Annotated in this window: 11 protein-coding genes; 6 read left to right on the top strand and 5 right to left on the bottom strand. The window is 57.4% G+C overall.

The genetic code is table 11. The annotated features are described in order from the left end of the window. Positions 1-31: 31 nt before the first annotated feature. Positions 32-1,738, bottom strand: coding sequence for a peptide ABC transporter substrate-binding protein (locus ACR0I1_RS06225; protein WP_170404084.1), 1,707 nt, complete (start codon positions 1,736-1,738; stop codon positions 32-34). A 285-nt stretch (positions 1,739-2,023) separates the two neighbouring features. Between ACR0I1_RS06225 and ACR0I1_RS06220 the strand changes: the two genes are divergently transcribed. Genes ACR0I1_RS06220 through ACR0I1_RS06200 form a run of 5 tightly spaced genes read left to right on the top strand, consistent with a single transcriptional unit; the run spans position 2,024 to position 8,564 of the window. Then, positions 2,024-3,844, top strand: coding sequence for an ABC transporter ATP-binding protein (locus ACR0I1_RS06220; protein ID WP_170511247.1), 1,821 nt, complete (start codon positions 2,024-2,026; stop codon positions 3,842-3,844). A 5-nt stretch (positions 3,845-3,849) separates the two neighbouring features. Next, a complete protein-coding gene (argE, locus tag ACR0I1_RS06215; RefSeq protein ID WP_480705465.1) occupies positions 3,850-5,016 on the top strand; it encodes an acetylornithine deacetylase in 1,167 nt (388 codons plus the stop codon). Positions 5,017-5,038: 22 nt separating this feature from the next. Then, entirely contained in the window at positions 5,039-6,205 is a 1,167-nt protein-coding gene (locus ACR0I1_RS06210) for a M20 aminoacylase family protein (protein ID WP_170424149.1), read from the top strand. A 14-nt stretch (positions 6,206-6,219) separates the two neighbouring features. Continuing rightward, on the top strand, positions 6,220-7,383 hold the full coding sequence (locus ACR0I1_RS06205; RefSeq protein ID WP_480705463.1) for a M20 aminoacylase family protein: 1,164 nt from the start codon (positions 6,220-6,222) through the stop codon (positions 7,381-7,383). A 17-nt stretch (positions 7,384-7,400) separates the two neighbouring features. Beyond that, complete coding sequence (locus ACR0I1_RS06200) at positions 7,401-8,564, top strand: M20 aminoacylase family protein (RefSeq protein ID WP_480705461.1); 1,164 nt, start codon at positions 7,401-7,403, stop codon at positions 8,562-8,564. 73 nt (positions 8,565-8,637) lie between these two features. Here the strand turns inward: ACR0I1_RS06200 and ACR0I1_RS06195 are convergent, their stop codons facing one another. Both ACR0I1_RS06195 and moaA read right to left on the bottom strand, forming a co-directional pair. Continuing rightward, positions 8,638-9,936, bottom strand: coding sequence for a 3-deoxy-D-manno-octulosonic acid transferase (locus ACR0I1_RS06195; RefSeq protein ID WP_480705459.1), 1,299 nt, complete (start codon positions 9,934-9,936; stop codon positions 8,638-8,640). A gap of 1 nt (position 9,937) precedes the next feature. Beyond that, entirely contained in the window at positions 9,938-10,945 is a 1,008-nt protein-coding gene (gene moaA, locus ACR0I1_RS06190) for a GTP 3',8-cyclase MoaA (RefSeq protein WP_170404063.1), read from the bottom strand. A gap of 91 nt (positions 10,946-11,036) precedes the next feature. Between moaA and ACR0I1_RS06185 the strand changes: the two genes are divergently transcribed. Further along, a complete protein-coding gene (locus ACR0I1_RS06185; protein ID WP_170404060.1) occupies positions 11,037-11,450 on the top strand; it encodes a hypothetical protein in 414 nt (137 codons plus the stop codon). Here ACR0I1_RS06185 and ACR0I1_RS06180 read toward each other — a convergent pair. Further along, complete coding sequence (locus tag ACR0I1_RS06180) at positions 11,438-12,121, bottom strand: DNA alkylation repair protein (protein WP_480705457.1); 684 nt, start codon at positions 12,119-12,121, stop codon at positions 11,438-11,440. The two genes, ACR0I1_RS06185 and ACR0I1_RS06180, sit on opposite strands and share 13 nt — an antisense overlap. 6 nt (positions 12,122-12,127) lie before the next feature. Beyond that, entirely contained in the window at positions 12,128-13,951 is a 1,824-nt protein-coding gene (glmS, locus tag ACR0I1_RS06175; RefSeq protein WP_480705455.1) for a glutamine--fructose-6-phosphate transaminase (isomerizing), read from the bottom strand. Positions 13,952-13,954: the final 3 nt, after the last annotated feature.

Genomic DNA, 13,954 nt, shown 5'->3' with positions numbered 1-13,954 from the left:
GGGTCGGGGCGCGGTTTTGCAAGATTAACGCTTAGGAACCGGTCTTGCGGTACCAGTCCGCAATGTTCCACAGCTCGCTGTCCCAAACGTTCAGGACAACGCCACCCAGCGTGTTGGCGTGTGCCGACAGACGACCACGGTGCACCAGCGGGATCATTCCGCCATTTTCAACCATGATGTCGTTCAGCTGACGCGCGATCTGCGCGCGCTCATCCGCACCTGCGGTTTCGGCCAGTTTGCCATGCAGCTTGTCGAACTCTTCGTTGCAGAAACGGCTGATGTTCTCGCCCTGCCACTGGCTTTCAGGCTTGGGTGCCTTGTCGCACAGGCCGTTGCCCAGATAGGACTGCGGGTCAGTGCCGTTGAAGGTGTTGGCATACATTTCAACGTCGGCATAGAACTTCTGGAAGGTGTCAGGCGAACCCGGATCACCACCAAAGAAGACCGAAGCATTGATGTTGCGCAGCTCAGTTTCGATACCGATTTGGCTCCACCATTCTTTGATCAGCGCCTGGAAGTCCTGGCGAACTGCGTTGGTAGAAGTCTGGTAGACAATCTTCAGCGGTACACCGTCTTTTTCACGGATGCCATCGCCATCGGAATCAACGATACCCGCGTCATCCAGAAGCTTCTTGGCACCTTCGATATCTTGAGTATCGCAGCTGAATGTGTCGGAATTCACCGCGGCAGGCGCAGGTACCCAGTTGCAGGTAACCTTACCGGCCTGACCGTAGCCGATTTCAACCAGCAGCGGCCGGTCGATGGCCAGCGACATGGCCTTGTAAACAGCAGGGTCCTGCAGGAACGGGTGCGGATGCTTTGCAGTCGAACGCTCGCCCTCCGGCAGATCTGGCGACGGGTTGGTCTGGTTCAGCATGATGCGTTCCACCAGCGGGCCGAAGCCTGCGACCGGAGTACCTTTGCCGCCTTCCTGCATCTGCGCGATCACTTCAGGCGCAAGCTGCAAGTTCCAGGCATAGTCAAATTCGCCGGTTTCCATGACCGCACGACCAGCAGCAGTTGCATCGCCACCGCCTTTGAATGTTACCGTTGCGAACGCAGGCTTTGCCGGGTCACGGTAGTTATCATTGGCCTTGAAAGTGATCACGTCATTCGGCTTGAATTCGGTGACAACAAATGGGCCTGTGCCGATCGGGTTAAAGTTCTGCTCGGTGCATTCGGGCGCTTTGGCTCCCATGCAATCCGCGAACTGTGCCGCCTGGATGATCGGGCTCTCACCACCCACGAACGGGCCGTAAGGGAACGGGGTCGGCGCATCGAATGTGACTTTGACGGTCAGATCATCGACAGCCTCGACATTGGTGACACCTTCAAATTTGGTCACCTGAGCACAACCGCCTTCTGGGTCCATGCAATAGTTTGCAGTGAACACAACATCAGCGGAGGTGAATGGCGTGCCGTCTGACCAGGTGATTCCCGGCGCGATTTTCCAAGTGATCGAGGTCAGGTCTTCGCTGACGCCACCATTTGCAACTGTCGGAATTTCGGATGCCAGGAACGGAACCATTTCGCCATCTTGATTGTACCGGGCGAGCGGCTCAATCACTAGCGACGCGGATTCCACATCCTTGGTGCCACCCGAAAGGAACGGGTTCAGGATCGATGGGGCTTGCCAGTAAATGATGCTGACATTGCCGTCCGATCCACGCTCGGCCATGGCCATCGGGGCCATTGCCGTGCTTGCAATCGCACCAAGCAAAAGGGTTTTGATTTTCATCATACACTCCATGTTGGACACATACGTGTCTCGATTATCTCCGCGATGCCCGCGGGTTAGGCGTGGCCGTCAAAAGGGATAAGGATTTGGAATCAAACGGAAACGATTGTATCGCCTTCGTGTATTCAGACCTCTCCCCAGAACGGTTACGCGGCGTATCGAAACAGAGTTTTGGAAAATTGCAAGCCTTGCCTTGCGAAATTTGACCTATCGGTTTGACTTTTCACATCTGCCCGCCTTAGCGTTTGGCACCCAATCCGAAAAGCCGCCAAGGGGAGAGCGCGCGTGCTGGATCAGCCAATTGCCCAGATCAAAAAACTGCGGGTCGAATTTCAAACTAAAGATGGCCCGGTGGTGGGCGTCGAGGACGTCTCGTTCGAGGTTAACCCAGGCGAAACCGTCTGTATCGTGGGCGAATCGGGGTCGGGCAAATCAGTCTCATCTCTATCGCTGATGCGCTTGGTCGAGTTCGGCGGCGGTGAAATTGCTGGCGGACAACTGCTTTTCGATCGCCGCGGCGGCGAGGAAATGGATCTGTCCCACGCCGATCAAGATCTGATGAAGCAGATTCGCGGAAATGAGATCGGAATGATCTTTCAGGAGCCGATGACGGCCTTGAACCCGGTTTTCACCGTCGGACGGCAGCTCACCGAAGGATTGCGAATCCACAAGGACATGAACAAAGCGCAGGCCGAAGAGCGCGCGCTGGAACTATTGCGTCAGGTGCGCATCCCCGAGCCCGAGCGACGTTTAAAGCAATATCCGCATGAACTGTCCGGTGGCATGCGCCAGCGTGTGGTGATCGCCATGGCCATGGCGTGTGAGCCTCGCCTGCTGATTGCGGACGAGCCCACCACCGCGCTGGATGTGACCATCCAGGCCGAGATTCTGGCGCTGATGGACCGCCTCAAGCGCGAGACCGGAACGGCAGTAATGTTTATCACCCATGACATGGCTGTGGTCGCGCAGATGGCGGACCGCGTGGTGGTTATGTTCCGCGGCAACAAGGTCGAGGAAGGCACCGTCAAAGAAATCTTCGAAAACCCGCAGCACGATTACACCAAGGCGTTGCTGGCGGCGGTTCCGAAATTGGGCGAGATGCAGGGCAAAGCCGCGCCCGAGCCAATGAAACTGCTGGGTGAGGAAGGCCAGAAGATCGCTCCGATCCCGGGTACGAACGAAGTGTTGCTGACGGTCAAGAACCTGACCACGCGATTTGCGGTGAAAGGCGGATTGCTGCGCCGGACCATCTCGAACGTGCATGCAGTCGAAGATGTCTCGTTCACGCTGAACCGGGGGCAAACACTCAGCCTCGTTGGCGAATCTGGGTGTGGCAAGTCGTCGGCAGGGCGCTCGATCCTGCGGTTGGTGGAGCCGATGGCGGGTGAGGTTGATCTGGACGGTGTCGACATCATGAAGCTGGACCAGGCCGGCCTGCGCAAAGCGCGGCTGGACATGCAGATGATCTTTCAGGATCCGTTCGCCTCGCTGAACCCTCAGATGCAGTTGGTTGATCAGGTCGCTGAACCGATGCGGAACTATGGGGTTGCCTCGGGGTCAGAACTGCAGGACCGGGTAGCGCAACTGTTCGACAAGGTGCAACTGCCGCGCAGCTTCATGCGCCGCTTCCCGCATGAGATGTCGGGTGGTCAGCGGCAACGGATTGCGATTGCGCGAGCACTGGCGCTGAATCCCAAGCTAATCATCGCGGATGAGGCCGTTTCGGCGCTGGACGTCTCGGTTCAGGCGCAGGTGCTGAACCTGATGATGGAGCTGCAATCGGAACTTGGCCTAAGCTATCTGTTCATCAGCCATGACATGGCGGTGGTCGAAAGGGTCAGTCACCATGTCGGTGTGATGTATCTGGGCCGCATTGTCGAACTGGGTCCGCGTGCTCGGGTGTTTGAGAACCCACAGCACCCTTATACGCAGGCGCTGATGAAGGCGGTACCAATTGCCGACCCGAACAAGCGCAAGTCGGAAAAAGACCTGAACTTCAAACCTATTCCGTCCCCGATTCATCCCATCGGCTACAAGCCAGAACCATCTGAATACAATGAGGTCGAGCCGGGTCATTTCATTCTGACCACTGACAGCGGATATTGACCCTCATGGTTGAACGCTTGACGCCGTTAGAAATCATGACCCGGCTGATTTCGTTCCCGACAGTCAGCCGCGACACGAACCTGCCTCTGGTGGATTGGGTCGAAGACTATCTAACAAGTCATGGGATCGAACCACATCGCTGGCCTGATCCGGATCAGCCTCACAAGGCGGCACTATTTGCGCATGTCGGTCCGTGGGAAGAAGGTGCAATCGTCTTGTCGGGGCATACGGATGTCGTGCCCATCGATGGTCAGCCCTGGGATACCGATCCTTTCGTTGTGACCGAGAAAGACGGCAAATACTTCGGTCGCGGTACTTGCGACATGAAGGGCTTCGACGCTCTGGCGATTTGGGCTTTGGTCGAGGCACATCATTCAGGTATCAAACGTCCGCTTCAACTGGCGCTGAGCTTTGATGAAGAGGTCGGATGCACCGGCGCGCCGCCGATGATCGCCCACATGCAGGAGGATCTGCCCAAAGGATCAGCCGTGATTGTGGGCGAGCCGTCGATGATGCAGGCCGTCACCGGCCATAAAGGCGGGTTTGGCTTTGACACGCATGTGGTGGGGTTCGAAGTTCACAGCTCAATCATGCACACAGGCGTCAATGCGATCATGGAGGCCGCGCCGCTGATCAATTGGGCCAATGATCGGAACGCCGAGAATATGGCGACGCAACCTTCAGACATTGCGTCAGTGTTCGATCCGCCTTGGACTACCTGCCATGTTGGTATGATCGAAGGCGGGACCGCGCATAACATCACCGCCAAGGATTGCCGGTTCATGATGGATTTTCGCACCGTTCCGGACGATAAAAAATCGGTCTGGCAGAAGGCCTATTTCGATAAGGTTCGTGAGATCGAGGCGCGGATGCAAGCGGTTCATCCCGACGCCCGGATCGAGCTGTCCGAGCATTTTTCGATCCCAGGTCTTGTGCCTGAAGAAGATGGCGAGGCTGAGACGCTGGTGCGCGCGCTCACCGGTGACAATGCGACACATGTGGTAAGCTATGGCACTGAGGCGGGGCAGTTTCAGGAAGCCGGTTATTCCGCTGTTATCTGCGGCCCAGGTGATATCGCGCAGGCCCATCAGCCGAATGAGTTCATTACGATTTCTCAATTCAACGCAGGTCAAAAATTTATGGAGCGTCTGGTAAAGAGGCTCTGCGAATAACATCTCAAAGGAGAGGTTAAAGATGCCCGTCAAGAACCGGCTCGCCGAAATGCATGGCGAGATCACCAAATGGCGTCGTCACCTGCATATGCATCCCGAGCTGATGTATGATGTTGAGGAAACGGCAGGGTTTGTGGTCGACCGACTGAAGGAGTTCGGTGTGGATGAGATCACGCCCGGCATCGGCAAGACTGGCGTGGTTGCCGTCATCAAGGGACGTCAGGATACGCTAGGCCGTGTTATCGGGCTGCGTGCCGACATGGATGCGCTGCCCATAGAAGAGGCGACGGGACTGGACTATGCTTCGACCGTTTCTGGTAAGATGCATGCCTGTGGTCATGACGGTCATACCTCGATGCTGTTGGGCGCCGCGCAGTATCTGGCCGAGACGAGGAATTTTGACGGTACCGTTGTGTTGATTTTCCAGCCTGCCGAAGAAGGCGGGGCAGGTGGTCTGGCCATGTGTCAGGACGGGCTGATGGAGCGCTGGGGTATTCAAGAAGTCTATGGCATGCACAACATGCCTGGGATGCCGGTTGGTGAGTTTGCCATTCGACCAGGCGCATTGCTGGCTTCTTCGGATGAATTCGAAATTGTTGTAACGGGTAAAGGCGGTCATGCTGCCGCCCCGCATGAGGCGGTAGATACAACGCTGATTGCGTCGCACATTGTTGTAGCTTTGCAATCAGTGGTGTCGCGTACCGTGGACCCTATCAAAAGGGTGGTGCTGACCGTCGGGACTTTTGAAACCGATAGTGTGGCCTCGAATGTGATTGCCCATACGGTGCGGTTGCGGGGAACTGTTCGTACACTTGACCCAGAATATCGAAAGGTCGCTGAAGAACGCGTGCGCAGGATCGCCGAGGACACTGCCTCGGCCTTTGGAGCTTCGGCTAAGATGACGTGGACACCAGGCTATCCGGTGACGGTGAATTCGGACGATGAAACCATCTATGCTGCTGAGGCCGCGCAGGCCGTGGCAGGCAAGGTCAATGACAGCACCGATCCAATTATGCCGTCAGAAGATTTTGCTTACATGCTTGAAGAACGGCCCGGAGCCTACATCTTTATCGGAAACGGGGACACGGCCATGTGCCATCACCCAGAATACAACTTCGACGACGACGCCATTCCCGCCGGTTGCAGCTGGTTTGCCGAGCTGGTGGAACGACGATTACCCGTCGCCTGATTTGGGAGGATCAGATGCCAATCAAGAACCGACTTGCCGAAATGCACGAAGAAATCACCGGTTGGCGGCGGGATATTCATCAACACCCTGAGATCCTCTATGACACCCACCGCACCAGCGCCTTGGTGGCTGAAAAGCTGAAAGAGTTCGGTTGCGATGAGGTTGTGACGGGCATTGGCCGCACCGGAGTTGTTGGCGTCATCAAGGGCAAGACCGACACGCAGGGTCGAGTGATCGGCCTGCGTGCGGATATGGACGCGCTGCCGATGCAGGAGCAGACGGGCCTTGATTATGCCTCGAAAACCGATGGCGCCATGCATGCCTGTGGCCATGATGGCCATACGGCGATGGTGTTGGGCGCGGCGAAATACTTGTCTGAGACGCGGAACTTCGACGGCACGGCCATTGTGATTTTCCAACCAGCGGAAGAAGGTGGCAATGGGGCCGAGGCGATGTGCAAGGACGGTCTGATGGATCGGTTCGGCATTCAGGAAGTCTATGCCATGCACAATGTGCCAGGTGTGCCGACGGGGCAGTTTGCGATCCGGTCTGGCCCGCTGCTGGCGGCTGCGGATGAGTTCGACATTCATCTGGAAGGCCGGGGCGGCCACGCGGCGAAACCGCATGAAACAATTGATACTACAGTGATGTTGTCGCAACTGATCGTGGCACTTCAGACCATCGTGTCGCGTAACGCGGACCCTATTTTACAAGCGGTTCTGTCTGTGACTTCGGTCGAGACCTCATCCAAAGCGTTCAATGTGATCCCTCAATCGGCGCAGGTGCGCGGTACTGTACGAACGCATTCGAACGAAATGCGCGACCTGATCGAGACGCGGCTGACCGAGGTGGCTGAGGGTATTGCTGAAACCTTCGGTGGCACTGTCAAAGTCTCATACACGCGTGGAGTTCCGGTGACGATCAACGCCGAAGAACAGACGGAATTTGCCGCTGAGGCCGCCATTTCCGTAGGTGGCAGCTGTGATGAGGCGCCGATGGTGATGGGGGGCGAGGATTTCTCGTTCATGCTGGAAGAACGCCCCGGGGCCTTCATCGTGCTGGGCAATGGCGACAGCGCCGGGCTGCACCACCCTGAATACAATTTCAACGATGAGATCATCCCGATGGGATGCTCATGGTTTGCCGAAATGGTCGAGCGCCGGATGCCGGCGGCTTGAATTAGGAGAGAGAAGACATGCCAGTTAAGAACCGCTTTGCCGAATTGCAGGCCGAAATCACCGAATGGCGACGGGATATTCATGAAAACCCCGAGATTCTGTTTGAAACCCACCGCACCAGTGCTTTGGTCGCGGACAAACTGAAAGAGTTCGGCTGCGACGAGGTCGTTACCGGGATCGGTCGCACCGGGGTTGTCGGTGTGATCAAGGGCAAATCAGACTCGAGTGGCAAAGTCATCGGTCTGCGTGCTGATATGGATGCGCTGCCGATTCACGAGGCGACGGGGTTGGATTACGCCTCGAAAACCGATGGGGCGATGCATGCTTGTGGCCATGATGGACATACGGCGATGCTGCTCGGGGCGGCGAAATACCTTTCGGAAACGCGTAATTTTGACGGTACTGTAGTGGTGATCTTCCAGCCCGCTGAAGAAGGTGGCGGCGGTGGTCGCGAAATGTGCGAAGACGGCATGATGGCGCGCTGGAACATTCAGGAAGTCTACGGCATGCACAACTGGCCGGGCCGTCCGGTCGGCAGTTTCTCTATCCGTCCGGGTTCGTTCTTTGCCGCGACCGATCAGTTCGACATCACCTTTGAAGGTCGCGGTGGCCACGCCGCGAAACCGCAGGAGACCGTGGATACGACCGTGATGACCGCGCAGGCCGTGTTGGCGTTGCAGACGATTGCCTCGCGCAATGCCGACCCGATCGATCAGGTCGTGGTGTCTGTGACATCGTTCGAGACATCCTCGAAGGCGTTCAATGTCATTCCTCAAACAGCGCAGATCAAAGGCACCGTACGCACCATGAGCAAAGAGATGCGCGATCTTGCCGAGAAACGGATCAACGAGATTTGCGCAGGAGTTGCAGCGACCTTTGGTGGCACGGCGGATGTGACCTATATTCGTGGCTATCCGGTGATGGTGAACAGTGACGAGCAGACCGATTTCGCGGCCGAGGTGGCGAAATCGGTCTCGGGCAGCTGTGACGAGGCGCCCCTTGTCATGGGGGGTGAGGATTTTGCCTTTATGCTCGAAGAGCGTCCGGGGGCTTATATTCTGGTGGGCAATGGAGATACGGCCATGGTTCATCATCCCGAGTATAATTTCAACGACGAGGCCATTCCTGCCGGGTGTAGTTGGTGGGCCGAGATTGTTGAGCAGCGGATGCCTGCTGCTTGATGGGAAGGGTGGGGGCTCTGCCCCACCCCCCCGAGGTATTTTTAGCCAGATGAAGAGGGATCGGTGCGTTTTGTCAGCCGAGAGACAGGCGGGAGCAGAGCGTTTCGATCACCGCATCCAAAGCCGAACTCTGTGTTTTCACGCAGGCATCGGCTGCCATTCGAGCGGTGTGCAGTTCGGCTTTGTCCGACAGCCAGAGGGTGACAGCATCTGACAATGCGTTGGCCGAGTTGATCCGGACGGCGCCGCCCGTTTTGATGAGCGGCTCAAATGTCTCGGCAAAATTGAAATAACCAGGGCCGGTGATCACCGCAGCCCCCGCCTGAACCGGTTCAAACGGGTTATGGCCGCCGATCTCTTTCAGCGATCCCCCTAGGAAAACGATGGGGCAGAGGGCGTACCAGGTTCCGGTTTCACCCAATGTATCCGCGACATAGACCTGTATGTCTGATGCTATCTGTTGGTCAGCGCTGCGTCGTGCATGCGAAAGACCAGCATCACTCACCAATTTAGCAACGTCGTCTCCACGCTCCGGATGGCGAGGGATCAGCAGCAATAGCAGGTCGGGCCAGCGCTGTAGCAACGCTTTGTGGGCTGCCAGAACCGTTTCTTCTTCCCCTGCATGGGTCGAACTGGCAATCCATATCGGGCGACCATCTATCTGCGCTTGGGTTTCGGTCAGGACATCCTGATTTACGGGCAGCGGGTCAGACATGGCCTTGAGGTTGGTGCCGGGCTGTACGCGATTCGCGTCGGCACCAATTGCGATCAGATTAGCGGCGGTTTTGTCGTTCTGGGTCAGAAATACCTTGAAATGATCCAGAATGAAGCGCGCCGTGTTCGGGCGCTTGTTCCAACTATCCACTGATTTGTCAGATAGCCGGGCATTCAAGAGCGCCGGTGGCGTGCCGCGATTTGCGGCCTCTACGATCAGCCGGGGCCAGATTTCACTTTCTACAAAGATGCCTGCATCGGGTTTCCAGTGGTCCAGAAACTCGCGCACCGGAGCGGCGCTGTCCAATGGCGGATACTGGTGGCGCGTCCGGGCAGGCAAGCGCTTAGCAATCAACGTCGCCGAGGTCGGGGTGCCTGAGGTGATGAGAAACTCAGCATTCGGCAGGCGCTGCCCCAGACGGTTGATCAGGCTTAGAACCGATAGGCTTTCACCCACACTGGCCGCGTGAAACCAGATCAGCTGCCCATCTGGGCGCGGCAAACTGGCATGGCCAAGCCGTTCTTGCTGGCGGCTTTCGGGAACACCCGCAGCGTGCAGTTTGTTGCGTACTTTCCGCCAAATCAGGGGTTCGGCAATTGAAATGAGGCCGCAGTACAGTTTGTACAGCAGCGTTGGCTGCGCGGGTGTGCCGGGCATCTCAGCCGCCCGTATGACTCATGTGGCGGCTCATCTGACCGTCGACGGCTTGCCGGGAATAGTCGAAATCATGGCCCTTGGGCTTGAGGTTGATGGCTGCGCGGATCGCGTCTTCCAACGGTTTCTCGGTATCGGGATGATCGCGCAGGGGTGCGCGCAGATCAGCCATATCTTCCTGGCCAAGGCACATGTAGATCTCACCAGTGCAGGTCAGGCGCACGCGGTTGCAGCTTTCGCAGAAGTTATGGCTGAGTGGCGTTATGAAACCGATCTTTTGTCCGGTCTCCTCAAGCCTGACATACCGCGCCGGACCACCTGTCCGTTCGGCCAGATCAGTGACCGTATAGTGGTTCTGGTATTCCTTGCGGACGTCCTTGAGCGACCAATACTGATCCAGCCGGTCTTCGTTGCCTATGTCGCCCATGGGCATCACCTCGATCCAGGTCAGATCCATATCACGTTCGGCACACCATTCGGTGATCTTGGGTAGCTCGGGCTCGTTGAACCCTTTCAGAGCGACAGCGTTGATCTTGATCCGCAGGCCAGCCTTCTGCGCTGCGTCAATGCCGTTCAGCACCTGTTTCAGGCGGCCCCATCGGGTGACCTTGGCAAATTTGTCTTCATCCAGCGTATCGAGCGATACATTCACGCGCCGCACGCCCGCTGCGTAAAGATCATCCGCAAATCGGTGCAATTGTGATCCGTTGGTTGTCAGCGTCAGCTCCTTCAGGGCGCCGCTGTCCAGATGTCGGGTCATGCTGTTGAAGAATGACATGATGTTTCGCCTAACCAGTGGTTCGCCCCCGGTGATGCGCAATTTCTCGACGCCCAAATTGACGAAAGTCGTGCACATACGATCCAACTCTTCCAGAGTCAGAAGGTCTTTCTTGGGAAGAAACTTCATATCTTCGGACATGCAGTAGACGCAGCGGAAATCGCAGCGATCCGTAACGGAGACGCGAAGATAGGTGATGGCGCGGGCAAACGGGTCTATAAGCGGAGCTGTCATGGCTCATAGGTAAAGCGGAGGCATGTTCGCGGCAAGTGCCATCTGCGTTTTGGACTGGTACAGTTAGGCGCAGCGCTCTAGGTTTTGTGTTATGAAATATGCTTTGGTTTTAGCTTTTAGCCTCGTTGCCGGTTGCGATGCCGTTCGGTCCACGACGGATCGGGTGTTCGGAAGTTCATCCAACGAGACGGCGGCTGAACCCGTTACAGCAGAGGCGACGGAGGTAACTCCTGAGCCTGTGGCTGCCGCAGGGTGGTCTGGCGCCAAAACGACCGTTGCCGGGCTGGGCGATCCCAACACACCGGGGCGCTGGTTGCAGACGCCTCTGGTACAAACTGAAATCAACGGCCGCGTGGTTGTGCCGCGCACGGGTGCGCAGGCTTATGTCACGCTTGTTCCCGCACCAGGCCCCGAAGGCGGTGGCGGACGGCTGTCGCTTGAAGCCATGCGCGCGTTGTTGGTGCCATATGACGAGTTGGTGGAACTGGAAGTCTATTCCGACTGAGCGCGCAGGTATTTCCCAGCCTCTTTGCGGGCAAAGGGTTTCATGTTTGCGCCGTGCGTTTCCAGAAACGCGACTACGCGCCCTGGATCATGCTTTGACAATTCGCGCAGCCACCATGCGATGGCCTTCTGGATGAACCATTCCCGATCGGAGACATACGTGGCAGCCCAGCCGAGTATACGGTCGCGGCATGCCAGGTCTTTCGGTTTGGGATGGTTCTGTTTGGTCCAGGGCAAGGTGGCGACCAGCGCGGCGCGTTTGGTCCACATGTGGCCCGACGTGGTCCAACGTTCGACCTGGTCCAGCCGGATTGGATCAGCCGAAAGACGCTTTTGCATCGCCATACAGGCATGATCGGCCACGGCCCAGGCGTCAAAATCCGGTAGCCAGCTTTGCAGCAGGTCCCACACCGCGTCATCCGGTCGGATACGGGCTTGGGTCAGCAGCTTTGCTGCCGCGACCCGCGCTTCATGAATGTTGGTCTGCCATAAGCCATCGGCGACAGCGATGCGGTCGATGACTTCAAGTTCGCGCCGCCAAGCCTTGGTCAGATCGTTCAGAACCGGGTTCGGAACACCCAGATAGGCGCGGTCTACCTTGTGATAGGCCGCCACCTGTTCTGCGCGTTCGGGTTCGGCATGGGCTTTGATCTGATCAAGATAGGCTTGCATGCCTGATCACTCAACCGTGACGGATTTTGCCAGATTACGGGGCTGATCAACATCTGTGCCTTTGGCCACCGCCGTGTGGTAGGCTAGCAATTGCGCGGGCACCGAATAGAGAATCGGGGCAAGGCTGGTGTGCACATGTGGCATACGGATCGTGCTCCAAACTCCATCTTCTGCCTCAGCGATACCGTCATCATCCGAGACAAGGATTACCTTGCCCTTGCGCGCCATCACCTCCTGCATGTTCGAAACTGTCTTGTCGAAAACTGCGTCGCGCGGTGCCATGACAACAACCGGCATATGCTTGTCGATCAAGGCGATGGGGCCGTGCTTCAACTCACCCGAGGCATAGCCTTCGGCGTGAATATAGCTGATTTCCTTGAGTTTCAGCGCGCCTTCCATCGCCAGCGGGTACATGAGGCCACGGCCCAGGAACAGCACGTCGCGCGCTTCGGACAGGCGTTGGGCGGATTGGCGAATAGCGTCGTTCTGATCCAGCGCAGCATTCAGCACAGTCGGCAATCCGCGAAGGGCGGCCGCGTGATCCGCGATCTCTTCATCGCTAAGCGTGCCTCGATCTGCAGCGGCCTTAAGGGCAAGCATGAGCAACACGCTAAGCTGGCAGGTGAACGCCTTGGTCGAGGCAACACCGATCTCAACACCCGCATGGATCGGCAACGCCACATCGCTTTCGCGCGCAATCGAGCTTTCCGCGACATTCACGACCGAGACAATCTTGTCCGCCTTGCCTTCGCAATAGCGCTGGGCAGCAAGCGTGTCGGCGGTTTCGCCCGACTGGCTTACAAACAGCGCCAACGTCCGGTCCGAGATCGGAGGTTCGCGATAGCGGAACTCGCTGGCGATATCGACTTCAACCGGCATCTTGGCCAGCTGTTCGAACCAGTATTTTGCCGTCAGGCAAGCGTAGAATGCCGTGCCGCAAGCCACCATGGTCAGACGGTCCAGCTTGGTGAAATCCAGACCGTCACCGGGCAATACAACCTGATCGCCTCCGGTCGGAAGATACGAGCGGATGGCTTCGGCCACCACAACAGGCTGCTCGGCAATTTCCTTGGCCATATAATGCTTGTGGCCGCCTTTGTCGGCACGGGTCTGATCGATTTGAATTTGCCGAATTTCGCGGTTGGCAAGCTCTCCCGATTCGGTTCGAATCTCAAGCGAAGTGCGGGTCAGAACCGCCCGATCGCCTTCCTCAAGATAGGTGATGCGATCCGTCAGGGGGGCCAGCGCGATCGCATCAGACCCAACAAACATCTCACCGTCGCCGTGACCAATTGCCAGGGGCGAACCCTTGCGCGCTGCGACAATCAGGTCTTCTTGACCGTCGAACAGAAAGGCGAGCGCAAATGCACCCTTGAGCCGATCAATGGTTTTAAACGCGGCGTCGACCGGAGACAGCCCTTCGGACATGTAGCGTTCCGTCATCAGGGCGACGGTTTCAGTGTCGGTATCCGTCACGAAACCGACCCCATTATCGGCCAGTTCGGCCCGCAGTTCACGATAGTTTTCAACGATGCCGTTGTGCACTACGGCGACAGGCCCGGCCTTGTGCGGATGTGCATTGTTAACCGATGGGGCACCATGGGTGGCCCAGCGGGTATGACCGATACCGGATTTACCCGGAAGGGGGTTGTGAACCAGAAGGTCGCTTAGGTTCACCAACTTGCCGACGGCCCGTCGGCGGCCCAAAGCGCCATCGTTCACGGTCGCAATACCGGCGCTGTCATAACCGCGATATTCAAGCCGCTTCAGTGCTTCGACCAGGATAGGGGCAGCTTCGTGACTGCCCAGAACACCAACAATTCCACACATAAC

The sequence above is a fragment of the Ruegeria sp. B11 genome (assembly GCF_056539785.1).
This window is presented reverse-complemented; position numbering and strand designations above follow the sequence as displayed.

Coding starts and splice junctions, on each gene's coding strand:
- glmS (WP_480705455.1), bottom strand. CDS start 13,951: ATGTGTGGAATTGTTGGTGTTCTGGGCAGTCACGAAGCTGCCCCTATC.
- ACR0I1_RS06210 (WP_170424149.1), top strand. CDS start 5,039: ATGCCCGTCAAGAACCGGCTCGCCGAAATGCATGGCGAGATCACCAAA.
- ACR0I1_RS06195 (WP_480705459.1), bottom strand. CDS start 9,936: ATGCCCGGCACACCCGCGCAGCCAACGCTGCTGTACAAACTGTACTGC.
- ACR0I1_RS06185 (WP_170404060.1), top strand. CDS start 11,037: ATGAAATATGCTTTGGTTTTAGCTTTTAGCCTCGTTGCCGGTTGCGAT.
- moaA (WP_170404063.1), bottom strand. CDS start 10,945: ATGACAGCTCCGCTTATAGACCCGTTTGCCCGCGCCATCACCTATCTT.
- ACR0I1_RS06200 (WP_480705461.1), top strand. CDS start 7,401: ATGCCAGTTAAGAACCGCTTTGCCGAATTGCAGGCCGAAATCACCGAA.
- argE (WP_480705465.1), top strand. CDS start 3,850: ATGGTTGAACGCTTGACGCCGTTAGAAATCATGACCCGGCTGATTTCG.
- ACR0I1_RS06225 (WP_170404084.1), bottom strand. CDS start 1,738: ATGAAAATCAAAACCCTTTTGCTTGGTGCGATTGCAAGCACGGCAATG.
- ACR0I1_RS06205 (WP_480705463.1), top strand. CDS start 6,220: ATGCCAATCAAGAACCGACTTGCCGAAATGCACGAAGAAATCACCGGT.
- ACR0I1_RS06180 (WP_480705457.1), bottom strand. CDS start 12,121: ATGCAAGCCTATCTTGATCAGATCAAAGCCCATGCCGAACCCGAACGC.